The sequence below is a fragment of the Lactobacillus sp. UBA5813 genome, from assembly GCF_002417895.1.
In the GTDB taxonomy this organism is placed as follows: Bacteria; Bacillota; Bacilli; order Lactobacillales; family Lactobacillaceae; genus Lactobacillus; species Lactobacillus amylolyticus.
Window position 1 is genome coordinate 42,201 of record NZ_DICZ01000007.1, and the last position, 12,596, is coordinate 54,796.

Genomic DNA, 12,596 nt, shown 5'->3' on the forward strand with positions numbered 1-12,596 from the left:
TTTTTTTTTATTTTTTAGTAAACAGCACCATCGTAAAAAGCATAACGTGGCTTGTTAAAGTCGAAGTCTTTTAATTCGCTCATCTTAATGGCATTGTCGCATACGCCCCAACTCATCAAGTTGATCTTCTTGCCATAATCTTCATCAGGAATTACGAGCAAGATGTATTTTCCTTGGCTTAAAGCATAGCCCAGCTCCATTCCCAAGCCAACGTCTTCTTCTTCAGGAATGTAGACACCGAGCATGACATCGCTTGATTTGATGCCGACTAAATCACCATGGTAGGTAGCGTCAGCCCATTCGATGTCGTGTAAATATTCAGGATGAAGATCGACCCGGATGTCTTTGTATTGATTTTGCAGTGGGACGTAGCAATGATCAAAATCAATCGTGGGATTTTCTTTCAAGGCAGCCATTGCATCTTTGTAAGCCTTGTTTTGTTTATCAGTGAACCAGCCAGCACCAAAATAAACGGTCTTTGTTTTTGTCATTTTTATCTCCTTGTAACAAAATACAAAACAAATTTCTTTTCTTAACTTTACCATGATTTTGGTTGAAAAAAACCTCTTGATAATTTAAGGTCATGGATGTAGGTAGTGAGGAAGGTAAAATATGGAAAAAAAGCAAGTTTTTGCGGCAGATGCAGTTTTTGTCAGCAATGAAAGCGATCAGGATGAATTGCTTAAAAATATTTATGATCATTTGCTCGATAGTGGCTATGTAAAAGGCAATTTTTTGGCCCATATTATTGAACGCGAGCATAATTTTCCCACCGGTTTGTCAACCAAAACTCTAGGTGCCGATTTGCCCAACATTGCAATTCCGCATACTGAGGGCGAGTTCGTCAATAAGCGCTTGATCGTACCGGTTGCTTTAAAAAATCCGGTCACTTTTGGCAATATGATCAAACCAGACGAAAAGTTGCAGGTTAAATTTTTATTTATGCTGCTGGAAACAAATCCAGATGGTCAGGCTAAATTGTTAAGTCAAGTTATGGATTTCTTAGCACGGACACCGGAAAAAGAATTGAAGAACTTTTTGAACTTCACAGATCCAGAGGCAATTTATCAATATTTGTTGCAAAAATTCTAAAAAAACTGCTATTTTGTTTGCAAACTAGCAGCTTTTTTAATCGAGATAAATTCTTCTTAAGTCCATGATGTCAGCACTTGAAAGCTGTATCACTTCACGCAAATAATCATTGATGCTGCCGTAATCATCAGTCATGACTTTGATTGCATGATCGATGTATTCGGGATGCACGCTTTGAATATCGCGGATTGATTGCAAGGTGTTCTTGTTCTTGCCTTGTTCTTTTTCACGTTCAACCATGCCATCAACGAAGTCCTTGGTGGTAATGTTGGTCAGCAAATAATCTTGCTTGATCGTTCTTAGTGGCACGCCCAAAGCAGTTAATACCAGCAATGCGCCAAAACCAGTCCGGTCTTTGCCAGCAGTACAGTGAAAAATCAAGCTTTGTGAAGGCTGATCATTTTCCATTAATTTTGCAAAAAACTTGCGGTAGGCGCTTTGAGCAGAGTCGCTGCGAATCATGTCTTCGTAAGCAAAAAGCATGTGGTTGAAACCGAAGTCAGCGTCATCTTTGGACTGATTGTCCAAATCGTTAATGCTTCTGGAAGAGTTGGTTAAATCTTCACTGAAGACAGGATCAAAATCATATTCTGCGCCTTCTGGAACTCGATCTGGCTGGTGATCAACTTCTTCTTGGCTGCGGAAGTCGACGACATATTTAACACCGTAATCTTTGAGATAATCTAAGTCAAAAGGCGATAAATCAGCTAGGTTGCCGGTTCTCAGCAGCTTGTGCATCTTGATGGTTTTCCCTGATAAAGTTTGGTAGCCGCCCAATTCTCTGAAGTTGCGACCACTGGTAATTCCAATCAGCTGGTTGGTTAGTTTTTTCATCGTTAAATCCTCCTCCCAGAGAAAAATAGCATTGTATTTAATTCTACCAACAAATATTAAAAGAAACAATTAAAGCATGGATAAAGTAGCAAACAAAAAAAGAAGCATTTTTTTAAATTATGCTAAAATAAAATTAGCACTAAATAATTCATAGGAGATGAGAAAATGGCTAAACAAGAAGAAAGTATTTTGGTACCAGTCGACGGCTCAGAAACAGCTGAACGTGCTTTTGACAAAGCTGTCAAGATTGCAATGACCGATCATGCGCATGTCGATGTATTGAACGTTATTGATACTCGTCAATTCATGGGCGAAATGCAAGATACCTTGATTTCTGGCGACACTATTTATCAAATGACACAAGATGCTGAAGAATATTTAAAGAGCTTAAAGAAATGGGCTCATGATAACTTCCAGTTTGATGATATTAACTACCATATTCGTTATGGCAGTCCTAAGAGAATTATTTCTTACGACTTCATTAAAGATCACAAGAACACTTTGATCGTGATGGGAGCTACTGGTTTGAACGCCGTTGAAAGAATGTTGATGGGTTCAGTTACTGAATACGTAAACCAGCACGCTTTAGCTGATGTTTTGATTGTTAGAACTGATATTGACAACAATCCAATTAAACCTAAGGCATAAAGCCTAATGAAAAAGATCTCGTTAGAGGTCTTTTTTTGTTTTCAAAAAGTTATTTTTTTAAATATCCCCTTGATAAAACACGAACACTTCTGGTATAATTTTCACAAATGAACGAGCAACAAGCAGAGAAAGACGTACACTATGCAAATTTTAAATACTAATAAATTAACCGTTTTAGCTTGTACAGGTGTAACAGACTCTCTTTGGACCCAGTTTGTTATTGTTCGTTTTTTAAAATACAGATGCCATTAAAAGACTTAATATGGATCGTGTTGCCACGTTTTATATTAAGTCTTTTTAATAGCAGGAGTTTTTATCGGTCTAGGAGGACATATGAAAAAGTTTAAAAAAGTGTTAGTCGCTGTCGTTGCGCTGCTGGTTGCCGTTGTTGCAACAGCTTGTTCAAGCAGCAGTTCAAGCAAAAAGGGCTATACCCCAAAAAGCTTGACGATTGAATTTGTTCCAAGTCAATCTGCTACAACTCTTGAAGCTCGCGCTAAGCCTCTTGAAAAGATGCTTTCAAAGAGATTAGGAATTCCGGTTCACGTTACTATGTCAACTGATTACAACACTGTTGTTGAAGCTATGAAGTCAAAGAAAGTCGATGTTGGTTTCCTTCCACCAGATGGCTATGTTTTAGCTCACAAGGAAGGTGCAGCTGATCTGTTGCTTCAAGCTGAACGCTATGGCATTAAGCAGCCAGGCGGCAAGACTACTAACAAGCTGGTTAGAAACTACCGGGCCGGAATCCTGGTTAAGAAGGGTTCAAAGATCAAGTCATGGAAAGATCTTAAGGGCAAGAGCATTTCTGTCCAAGACCCAACTTCATCAGCTGGTTACGTGTTCCCAATTGCTGAATTAAAGGAAAAGGGCCTTGATGTTCTGAAGAGCTGCAAGCTTGTTACTGTAACTGGTCACGACCAAGGAGTATTAAATGTTCTAAACGGTGATACCGATGCTGCCTTTGTTTTTGAAGACGCTCGTACCTTAGTTATCAAAGATAACCCAAAGATCATGAGTCAAGTTGTTCCGATTTACTTTACCAAGCCAATTCCAAACGACACGATTTCTGTTCGTCCAGACATGAACAAGAAGTTTAAGGCAAAGCTTGCTAAAGCATTTATCGCTATTAGCAAGACTAAGGCAGGTAAGAAGGTTATCGAAAGCGTATATAGTCATGAAGGCTACACTTACGCAAAAGATTCTGATTTCAATGTTGTTCGTAAATACGACAAGATCATCGAATCATCCAAAAAATAAAAATCAAATTTAAGGAGTTAATAATTAATGGCAAATTCCGAAAAGCCAATGATTGAGCTAAAAAACGTTACTAAGATCTACGATAATGGCACAGTCGGTTTAAAAGACATCAACTTAACTATCAACAAAGGCGAATTTGTCGTGGTTGTGGGCTTATCTGGTGCTGGTAAGTCAACCTTGCTTCGTTCAATCAACCGTCTTCATGATATCAGCAAGGGCGATATCGAAATTGATGGCGAATCGATTACTAAGGCAAAGGGTAAAAATTTGCGCCTTCTGCGTCGCAGCATTGGCATGATTTTCCAAAGTTTCAATTTAGTTAAACGTTCCAGCGCTTTGCGCAATGTTTTAACTGGACGAGTAGCATATTATCCAACCTGGAAAACAACGCTCAATCTCTTTTCTAAAGAGGATAAGCAGAAAGCCTATGAAGCTTTGCAACAAGTCGATTTAGCTGATAAAGTCTACGCTCGTGCCGACGAGTTGTCAGGTGGTCAACAGCAGCGTGTCGCAATCGCGCGTGTATTGATGCAAAATCCGAAGATCATTTTGGCCGACGAACCAACAGCTTCACTTGATCCTCAGACTTCTCTCAAGGTAATGAATGACTTGAAGATGCTGAACGAAAAGTACGGAATGACGGTTTTGGCCAACATGCACAGCGTGGATCTTGCTCGTCAATTTGGTAAAAGAGTAATCGGAATTCGTCAGGGACAAGTTGTTTATGATGGACAAATGAAAGATACCCCTGAGGCAATCTTTACCGATATTTACAACGGCGGCGATGGAAGCGAGGAGAAGTAAAATGAGTCAAACTGATCAAGATTTAATGAACTTACCTAAAAAGAAGTTCAAAATTATGAATCTGATCTGGGTCATTTTGATTATCGTTGGCTTATTTGTTTCCATTAATGTCACTGATACCCATATTAGCGTCTTATTTGAAAACTTTAGTCAATTCACCGATATTTTTGTTCAAATGGCTCATCCAGATTGGAGCTACTCTAGCACGGTATTTCCGCTTCTGTTTCAAACCCTGAAAATGGCTGTGCTCGGAACGGTCATTGGTTCAATAGTAGCCTTTATTTATTCGCTATTGATTGCCCGCAATATTGTTAAAAACAAGGTATTAACCGGCATCTTGCGGATCATTATGAACATCATCAGAACAATTCCAGATCTGCTTTTAGGTGCGATCTTCGTCGCCGTGGTCGGAATTGGTCCAGTAGCTGGTATTTTTGCCTTGGCTGTCTTTACTTTTGGCGTGGTAGTTAAATTGTTTTATGAAGCAATTGAAACGATTGATCCAGGTCCAATTGAGGCCTTGACTGCTGTTGGTGCCAATAAGCTGCAAATCATTTGGTTTGCGGTTTTGCCACAAATTATGACTTACTTCATTTCATACGTTTTATATGCATTTGAAATCAACGTCAGAGCATCAACCATCCTAGGTTATATCGGTGCCGGTGGTATCGGTCTTTATCTGCAGGAAACTTTGCAGACTTTTGATTATGCAAAAACAGGAACGATTATCATCGTTATCATCGTCGTGGTTGTAATCATCGACTACATTTCATCTAAGTCACGGGAGGCGTTAATGAAATAATGGATACAACATATAAACAATTGCCGCCTAGGCCTATAAATAAAAAGAAGCAGCTTTCTCATTGGTTGATTACGATTGTGACAGTAGCGATCATCATTTGGTCTTGCACTGGAATCGACTTCGGTGGGATCAAATCAACTGCTGCCCAAATTGCCGGTGCGATTTTTAACGGAATTTTTCACCCAGATTGGAGCTATGTCTATGATGGCAGTGGTGAAGACTTGGTATCGCAATTATGGATAACGTTCTGTATTGCCTTCTTAGGTACGTTTATTTCTGCTATTATTTCACTGCCATTTGCCTTTTGGGCAGCCAATACAAGGCACAAGAAATGGTATGCTTCGCGTTCTGGCAAAATTGTGCTAGCAGTTATCCGGTCATTTCCTGAAATTATTTTGGCCTTGATGTTTATTAAAGCTGTGGGACCCGGCTCGGCTGCCGGTGTTTTGGCCTTAGGTTTTCACTCGGTAGGGATGCTGGCAAAATTGTTCTCAGAAGCAATTGAAAACCTGGAAGATGGACCCAATGAGGCTGTTACCGCAGTTGGTGGTTCCAAGTTCAATGTCATCATGTTTTCAACTTTGCCAAACTTAATGCCAGCTTTGATTTCAAATACGCTTTACCGTTTCGATGTTTCAATTCGTTCCGCATCAATCCTTGGTTTGGTTGGTGCTGGTGGTATCGGTTATCCATTGATCATTGCTTTGGAATATCGTCAGTGGAACCGGGTCGGTATTATCCTGATTGGAATTGTCATAATGGTTGTTACTATTGATTGGATTTCAGGTTTAATTCGGAAGAAACTTGTTTAATTGAATTATTAATTTCCTTGAAAAAAGGCCTCGTTAGAGGCCCTTTTTTTATCCGTGATACTTGGCAGGACAGCATTCCAAATGATCATTAATTAGACCGACGCTTTGCAAATAAGAATAAATAATCACCGGTCCTACGAAAAAGAAGCCGTCTTCTTTCATTTTGGCTGCCAGTTTTTTCGCTAAATCATTAGAAACATCAATATCTTCAAAAATTTCCGGGTGATGGACGATCTGTGTAGGAATGATGCTTTGCAGATATTTGGCAAAACTGCCGTATTTTGCTTGAACGATCAGAACCGCCTTGGCATTTTTAATCGTGGCATTAATCTTAATGTGGTTGCGAATAATTGATGAATCAAGCATCAGATCGCCGACTTCTTGCTCAGTTAGAGCCGCCACACCGACAGGATCAAAGTTCTTGAATGCTTTTCTAAAATTTTCGCGTTTATGCAAAATTACGCGCCAATTCAGGCCTGACTGAAACAGTTGCAGAATCAACATTTCGAACAAGTAGTCATCATCCAAATTGAGCTTGCCCCATTCATGATCATGAAAATCGCGCAGCAGCTGATCGCGTGTTTGACTCCATGGACAACGTAAGTTTTCAGAATTAGTTTTTTTCATCTCTTTTTCTCCTTTACTGTGAATAATGAAAAGATTCCTCTATAATTTAGTTACGTGAAAAAATCGTTTTTTACCAAAAAAAGTTTGAAAAATTTACCTAAAACGAGCAATGTAATAAGAAAGCTAGACGATTTTTGCTATAATATAGAGTGAATTTGAGGAGGACAAGATGGAAAAGCTAGATACCATGATGTTGGCTGACGATTTGGCCTTGTCACAAGATAAAATCTTAAGTGGCGAACAAAACTTTGATGCAGAAAAGGTTTATCAAATAATTGATGATTTAGGCGTGCTCAATAATCCAATCAAAGATTATTTCGACATGACTGAAGAACAATACTATGAAGCTGAAAGTGATCACAAGCTTAATTTACTTAATCTTTCAGATAAATTAGTTAACTTGCATGATCGAATTTTGACTAATCACGTCGATGGCTTTGTCGATAAAGATGAAATCAACTTAACATACAACCATGAAGATCCATATGAAGATGATCTTTACAATCCAGAAGTTGATTATCATGTTTTGACATATAGTCTTAAGGTTATTGGCGCAGTTAAATCAATTGCTGCTAAGGATTTGCAAGAAGTATTATCAAAAGATGCTGTCTTGTCATTAGGACTTGCTACATACGCTTTAGCAAAAAACGCATAGTTTTTTCGAGTCGGCATACTTTAAAGCCGGCTTTTTCTTTTGTCTTTGAGGCGATTTTATGGGTTTATTTAGATACAGTCGGGGATTGATCGATAAGGCAATGGGAGCTCGTAAGCGCTCTTCAATTTTGAAAAAAGGCGAATTAATCGACCCTATGCAAAAATTTACAACGATTGGCGAATACCATGTTGGTGAAGCTGATGGCACGCCAGGTGGCCATGATTATGTTTTAACCGTTTATAAAGATGAAAAAGGCACATTGCATCAGGCATTGAGCCCTGAAAGCACGCAAAAATTAGCGCCAGAATATGTTCGAAAGTTTAATGTTGAATTAGGACGCTACCGTGCTTTTAAGAGCAAGAAGACCGGTCGCCGCTATTTAGCTGAAGATTATTTGGATGATTTCGTCAAAAATGTCAAGGGTCATGTTCGCAAGGGCGAGAACTCAGTTAATATCGGCGTGATCACTGACACGCACTTCAAAGATAAAGATAGTATTGATTTTTACGGCTGGAACGGATTGACCCATGTCCGCGAATTCTCATATCTTGATCAAACGGGAATTCTTAATTTAAAGGCGCACTTAGGCGATTGGATCGACGGTTCTGACGCTGGTCTGGTTAGCGAAAGCGAACTGATCAAGCTGCGTGACTCATTTAAATCTGATGACGTGCCTTATATGATGATCAAAGGCAATCATGATGAAAACGATAAGTTTGATGAGCATCATGATTTGCGGGCTTCATTCCCTGAAAATGAGTTTGAAAGCATCATGTGGCCGACCATGTACAAGCAGGCACGGATTCAGTATGTTTCCAAGCAGCATGGCGTTTCCTTCTTTGACCTTGATAATGTGCGCGTGATTTCTGTAAATACGTCGGACGTTCCATACGTTTTAAACAATAAGGAACAAAAGAAATATGATGAGAAGATCACTTTGGCAATTCGCGAAGACCAGATCGAGGAAATTATTGAAATCTTGTCCCACTCATCTGGCAAGCAAATTATTTTTATGAGTCATGCCAATCCGATTAACCGCAAAGGATCAAACGCACTCAAATATAATGGTCGTTCGCTGCACGAATTATTGGTTGCATTTAACCAGCGCGAACGCGGCCGCATGCACAGTGGTTCAGACGTGCCGCCGGAATTCCGCTTGTCAAACGACTTTGACTTTACTAAGATCAAAGATGCGCGTATCGTGGCCTACTTCTGCGGTCACCGTCACCGTGAGGATCAATACCGCATCAATGGGATTCAATACATCTTGTTTAACTGCTCAGCTTTAATGGGCAAGAACCATTCTTTGACTACCAAATACAATAAGAATTGGGATCGCAAGATCGACTTTGACAATGAATTTGCGGGTTATGTTGTCAATGTAGATTTGAAGAAGCACCTGATTCAAGTTTTTGGCTACGGAGCAGCCTCAACTCGCAGAATGTTTTTTATTTAGTAAAGATTTGACCACCAATTTGGCTATTACAAGTCTTTAGCTTATAATAAAAAAGTTCATATATTAGGAAAGTTTATACTATAGAGCAAAGATAAAGGGAAGTTTAATTATGTGCGGAATTGTCGCATTTTATGATCCAAAAATAAATGACAAACAAGCTGTCATTGGAAAAATGATGGCAACGATCAAGCACCGTGGACCTAGTTCCGACGGTTACTACACAAATGATGAAGTTGCACTTGGTTTTAGACGTCTTTCAATTATTGACTTGCGTGGAGGAAGTCAGCCAATTTACAACGAAGACAAGACCAGAGCAATTATTTTTAATGGTGAAATTTATAACTTTAAGCCTCTTAGAAAAGAATTAAATGATAAGGGCCATACTTTTACAACCAAAGCTGATACTGAAGTCCTTCTCCACGGTTATGAAGAATGGGGCATGGATGGCTTGCTTAAGCGAGTACGCGGGATGTTTGCCTTCCTTATTTGGGATGACAACAACAAGACTCTTTATGGTGCCCGTGACTTTTTCGGTATCAAGCCAATGTATTATTCAACCCGTGATGGCCATTTGCTGGTGGGTTCAGAACTTAAGAGTTTTCTTGAATTTCCTAACTTCAAGAAGGAATTGAACGTTGAAGCAGTTAAGCCATATTTGATGAACCAATACAATGACCTTGATGAAACTTTCTTCAAGGGTGTTTACCGTTTTCCAGCTGGTCACTGGTTTGAATACAAAGATGGCGAAATGCAAACCCACAAGTACTGGGATGCTGAATACAAAGAGAATAGTTTGAGCTTTGAAGCAACGCTCAAGAAGATCAATGATGATTTGAAAGAAACTGTTGATTTGTACCGCAACGCTGACGTGCCAGTTGGTGCATTCTTGTCAGAAGGTGTCGACTCAAGCTACTTGACTACTTTGCTTGATCCAGATGATGTCTTCTCAGTTTCATTTGATGATTCAACTTATGATGAAGCTTCTAAGGCTAAGGCATTATCCGATATTAACGGTTGGCACTTCTTCAGCGCTAAGGTTGATGCTGATGAAGCCATGCGTGATTTCCCAGAAATGCAGTACCACATGGATGAACCTGATGCCAATCCATCAATCATTCCGCTCTGGTACTTATGTAAGTTAGCGCGTAAGCACGTCACGGTTGCCCTTTCTGGTGAAGGTGCCGATGAATTGTTTGCCGGCTACGTAAACTATGGGATGCACACGCATAATGATGTAATCAAGGTCTTTACCAGCGAATTGCAAAAATTGCCAAAAAAGAAGCAATGGAAGCTTGCTAAAAAGATCAAGAAGATGCCAAACTTTCCAGGCCGAGTTCATATGTACACGAATTTGGCTAAGCCAAGCGAATTTTATGTTGGTCAATCTGTTATCTACGATATCAACTACCCAACAATTTTCACTTCTAAGGATGCTAACAGCGTCTTGCAGCCAGCTTACCGCAACAATTTGACAGTTAACGGCATTTACCAAAAAGACTTCAAGAAGGTTGAAGATGTTGACCGTGTAAAGCAAATGCAATACATCGATTTGCACCACTTCATGCTTAACGATATTGAGCAAAAAGCCGACAAGATTTCAATGGCACACTCGCTTGAACTGCGTGTTCCTTATCTTGATAAGAAGATTGCGGAGCTTGCTAACTCTATCCCAACTAAGTACCTGGTTAACCGTCATGATACTAAATATGCTTTGCGTAAGGCTTCAGAAAAAGTTTTGCCTGATGAATGGGCTAAACGGCCAAAGCTTGGTTTCCCAACGCCAATCAAGCAATGGTTGAAAGAGCCACGTTTTTACAAGCAGGTTCGTGAATTATTTGAAGCAGATTTCGTCAACGATATTTTTGATCAAAAGAAGATCATTAAGCTGCTTGATGACAACTACAAGGGTGATGGTTCACACCGTCGTCAAATTTGGGCTATTTATACTTTCCTTGTTTGGTACAAGTTGTTCTTTGTTGATTACAAGGGAACAGTTGAAAAGTATCAACACGTTCAACCGGAAGTTGCTAGTTTGATTGAACAAGGTAAGTTAGTTTAAGAGGGAGTTTTAGTACAGAATGAGTAAGAAATTTACGCCAATATTGCTTGGTAGTGATATCAATGTTTATGGAATGGCACGTTCATTTAATGAAGCATATGGTATCAAGGTTAAGGCTTTAGCCGATATTCAACTTGCAGCAACCCGTTATTCAAAGATTGTTGATGTTGAACTTCACCATGGTTTTTCAGCTGATCCAACTTTCATGGATGTAATGCGCAAGAAGATGGAAATTTACAAGGATCATGAAGAACCAGTTATCTTGATTGCTTGTGGTGACGGCTACGCAGAACTTTTAGCCAAACACAATGAAGAACTGAGCAAAGTCTTCGTTGTTCCATACATTGATTATGACTTGCTTGAAGTTTTGATCTCAAAGGAAGGCTTCTACAAGACTGCTGAAAAGTACGGTTTGCCATATCCTAAGACGCAAATCATTACCATGGATGATTACAAGGCTGAGAACTACTTAACCATTCCATTTGATTACCCAGTTGAATTAAAGCCTGAAGATCCTGTATCTTGGCTTAACTGCCAATTTGAGGGCCGTAAGAAGACTTTTACCATTCATGATGAAGCTGAACTTGCTGATATCGTGGGCAAGATTTACACTCACGGCTACAAGGCCGACCTTATTTTGCAGGACTTTATTCCTGGGGATGACTCTAACATGCGGACTTTGAACGCTTATGTCGACAAGAACCACCAAGTGAAGATGATGTGCTTAGGTCACCCGCTTTTGGAAGACCCAACGCCACAATCAATTGGTAACTATGTGACCATTTTGCCTGCATATGATGAAAAATTGTATGAACAGGTTCAAAGCTTCCTTGAAAAATTAAACTACACAGGGATGGCCAACTTTGATATTAAGTATGATGTACGTGATGGCCAATACAAGTTCTTTGAAATCAACTTGCGTCAAGGTCGTTCAAGCTTCTACGTTACTTTGAACGGCTACAACTTGGCTAAGTGGTACATTGATGACTATGTTGAAGATAGCTTGAAAGATAAAAAGACTGTTTACGGCAATAAGCTTAAGTCAGAGCATAAGCTATGGTTGGGCGTACCAGTCAAGATCTTTGAGGAATACACATACGATAATGATGCCAAGCGTACTGCTGAAGAATTGATCCGCGAAGGCCGTTATGGCACAACTGTCTTTTATGACAAGGACCGCAACTTCAAGCGTTGGCTTCTTATGAAGTATATGTTCCATAACTACTACGCAAGATACAAGAAGTACTACGAAGTAAACAAGGGTCAATACTTTGAAGAAGAAGCTAAGAAGTTAGGCCAACAAAAAGAAAAATAATTTTATTTAAATAATTTTATTTATAAGAAAAAAGTATGGAGAATGAAGTTAACCCCTAAAACTGGACGTTAATTTCTAAATAAATTTACTTAAGGTCTGATTCTTTTGTGATTATGGTATTCTATCCATTCTTTCATGGCTTTGACAAGCTGCTTTTTGGTTTCAAAGTGATGAGTAAAATAATCCATTTCCACCTTCATAATGTGGAAGAAGCTTTCCATTGCCGCATTGT

Annotated in this window: 14 protein-coding genes; 10 read left to right on the plus strand and 4 right to left on the minus strand. The window is 39.4% G+C overall.

All coding sequences use genetic code 11. The annotated features are described in order from the left end of the window. Positions 1–14 precede the first annotated feature (14 nt). Complete coding sequence (locus B2008_RS01220; protein WP_040457334.1) at positions 15–491, minus strand: nucleoside 2-deoxyribosyltransferase; 477 nt, start codon at positions 489–491, stop codon at positions 15–17. A 121-nt stretch (positions 492–612) separates the two neighbouring features. On the opposite strand from B2008_RS01220, the gene B2008_RS01225 reads away from it, so the two are divergent. Then, positions 613–1,092 (plus strand): PTS sugar transporter subunit IIA, encoded by a 480-nt coding sequence (locus tag B2008_RS01225; protein WP_006352476.1) that lies wholly within the window; start codon positions 613–615, stop codon positions 1,090–1,092. 36 nt (positions 1,093–1,128) lie between these two features. Here B2008_RS01225 and B2008_RS01230 read toward each other — a convergent pair whose 3' ends face one another. Next, a complete protein-coding gene (locus tag B2008_RS01230) occupies positions 1,129–1,926 on the minus strand; it encodes a tyrosine-protein phosphatase (protein ID WP_281830159.1) in 798 nt (265 codons plus the stop codon). Between the two features lie 165 nt (positions 1,927–2,091). Here B2008_RS01230 and B2008_RS01235 point away from each other — a divergent pair, with 165 nt between their 5' ends. The 5 genes from B2008_RS01235 (at position 2,092) to phnE (B2008_RS01255) (ending at position 6,252) form a co-directional block, all read left to right on the plus strand. Beyond that, positions 2,092–2,574 (plus strand): universal stress protein, encoded by a 483-nt coding sequence (locus B2008_RS01235; RefSeq protein WP_281830161.1) that lies wholly within the window; start codon positions 2,092–2,094, stop codon positions 2,572–2,574. Positions 2,575–2,907: 333 nt separating this feature from the next. Continuing rightward, positions 2,908–3,834, plus strand: coding sequence for a phosphate/phosphite/phosphonate ABC transporter substrate-binding protein (locus B2008_RS01240; RefSeq protein ID WP_281830163.1), 927 nt, complete (start codon positions 2,908–2,910; stop codon positions 3,832–3,834). A gap of 27 nt (positions 3,835–3,861) precedes the next feature. Beyond that, positions 3,862–4,638, plus strand: coding sequence for a phosphonate ABC transporter ATP-binding protein (gene phnC, locus B2008_RS01245; protein ID WP_281830165.1), 777 nt, complete (start codon positions 3,862–3,864; stop codon positions 4,636–4,638). 1 nt (position 4,639) lies between these two features. Next, positions 4,640–5,440, plus strand: a complete 801-nt coding sequence (gene phnE / locus B2008_RS01250) for a phosphonate ABC transporter, permease protein PhnE (RefSeq protein WP_281830167.1) — start codon at positions 4,640–4,642, stop codon at positions 5,438–5,440. Next, a complete protein-coding gene (gene phnE, locus B2008_RS01255; RefSeq protein WP_281830169.1) occupies positions 5,440–6,252 on the plus strand; it encodes a phosphonate ABC transporter, permease protein PhnE in 813 nt (270 codons plus the stop codon). The genes phnE (B2008_RS01250) and phnE (B2008_RS01255) overlap by 1 nt, the downstream gene beginning before the upstream one ends. A 48-nt stretch (positions 6,253–6,300) precedes the next feature. Here phnE (B2008_RS01255) and B2008_RS01260 read toward each other — a convergent pair whose 3' ends face one another. Then, on the minus strand, positions 6,301–6,879 hold the full coding sequence (locus tag B2008_RS01260; RefSeq protein WP_281830170.1) for a DNA-3-methyladenine glycosylase I: 579 nt from the start codon (positions 6,877–6,879) through the stop codon (positions 6,301–6,303). A gap of 169 nt (positions 6,880–7,048) precedes the next feature. On the opposite strand from B2008_RS01260, the gene B2008_RS01265 reads away from it, so the two are divergent. The 4 genes from B2008_RS01265 (at position 7,049) to B2008_RS01280 (ending at position 12,364) form a co-directional block, all read left to right on the plus strand. Next, positions 7,049–7,534 (plus strand): hypothetical protein, encoded by a 486-nt coding sequence (locus B2008_RS01265; RefSeq protein WP_281830172.1) that lies wholly within the window; start codon positions 7,049–7,051, stop codon positions 7,532–7,534. A 58-nt stretch (positions 7,535–7,592) separates the two neighbouring features. Beyond that, complete coding sequence (locus tag B2008_RS01270) at positions 7,593–8,990, plus strand: metallophosphoesterase family protein (RefSeq protein ID WP_281830174.1); 1,398 nt, start codon at positions 7,593–7,595, stop codon at positions 8,988–8,990. Positions 8,991–9,099: 109 nt separating this feature from the next. Continuing rightward, positions 9,100–11,049, plus strand: a complete 1,950-nt coding sequence (gene asnB / locus B2008_RS01275) for an asparagine synthase (glutamine-hydrolyzing) (protein WP_281830176.1) — start codon at positions 9,100–9,102, stop codon at positions 11,047–11,049. A gap of 19 nt (positions 11,050–11,068) precedes the next feature. Then, complete coding sequence (locus B2008_RS01280; protein ID WP_281830178.1) at positions 11,069–12,364, plus strand: carboxylate--amine ligase; 1,296 nt, start codon at positions 11,069–11,071, stop codon at positions 12,362–12,364. An 89-nt stretch (positions 12,365–12,453) separates the two neighbouring features. Here the strand turns inward: B2008_RS01280 and B2008_RS01285 are convergent, their stop codons facing one another. Beyond that, positions 12,454–12,585, minus strand: a complete 132-nt coding sequence (locus tag B2008_RS01285) for an IS3 family transposase (RefSeq protein WP_286822239.1) — start codon at positions 12,583–12,585, stop codon at positions 12,454–12,456. Between the last annotated feature and the right edge of the window lie 11 nt (positions 12,586–12,596).

Bases quoted from the DNA above. Each gene is read 5' to 3' on its own strand.
- B2008_RS01260 (WP_281830170.1), bottom strand. From the start codon at position 6,879: ATGAAAAAAACTAATTCTGAAAACTTACGTTGTCCATGGAGTCAAACA.
- B2008_RS01265 (WP_281830172.1), top strand. From the start codon at position 7,049: ATGGAAAAGCTAGATACCATGATGTTGGCTGACGATTTGGCCTTGTCA.
- B2008_RS01240 (WP_281830163.1), top strand. From the start codon at position 2,908: ATGAAAAAGTTTAAAAAAGTGTTAGTCGCTGTCGTTGCGCTGCTGGTT.
- asnB (WP_281830176.1), top strand. From the start codon at position 9,100: ATGTGCGGAATTGTCGCATTTTATGATCCAAAAATAAATGACAAACAA.
- B2008_RS01280 (WP_281830178.1), top strand. From the start codon at position 11,069: ATGAGTAAGAAATTTACGCCAATATTGCTTGGTAGTGATATCAATGTT.
- B2008_RS01270 (WP_281830174.1), top strand. From the start codon at position 7,593: ATGGGTTTATTTAGATACAGTCGGGGATTGATCGATAAGGCAATGGGA.
- phnE (WP_281830169.1), top strand. From the start codon at position 5,440: ATGGATACAACATATAAACAATTGCCGCCTAGGCCTATAAATAAAAAG.
- B2008_RS01225 (WP_006352476.1), top strand. From the start codon at position 613: ATGGAAAAAAAGCAAGTTTTTGCGGCAGATGCAGTTTTTGTCAGCAAT.
- B2008_RS01285 (WP_286822239.1), bottom strand. From the start codon at position 12,585: ATGGAAAGCTTCTTCCACATTATGAAGGTGGAAATGGATTATTTTACT.
- phnC (WP_281830165.1), top strand. From the start codon at position 3,862: ATGGCAAATTCCGAAAAGCCAATGATTGAGCTAAAAAACGTTACTAAG.
- B2008_RS01220 (WP_040457334.1), bottom strand. From the start codon at position 491: ATGACAAAAACAAAGACCGTTTATTTTGGTGCTGGCTGGTTCACTGAT.
- phnE (WP_281830167.1), top strand. From the start codon at position 4,640: ATGAGTCAAACTGATCAAGATTTAATGAACTTACCTAAAAAGAAGTTC.
- B2008_RS01235 (WP_281830161.1), top strand. From the start codon at position 2,092: ATGGCTAAACAAGAAGAAAGTATTTTGGTACCAGTCGACGGCTCAGAA.
- B2008_RS01230 (WP_281830159.1), bottom strand. From the start codon at position 1,926: ATGAAAAAACTAACCAACCAGCTGATTGGAATTACCAGTGGTCGCAAC.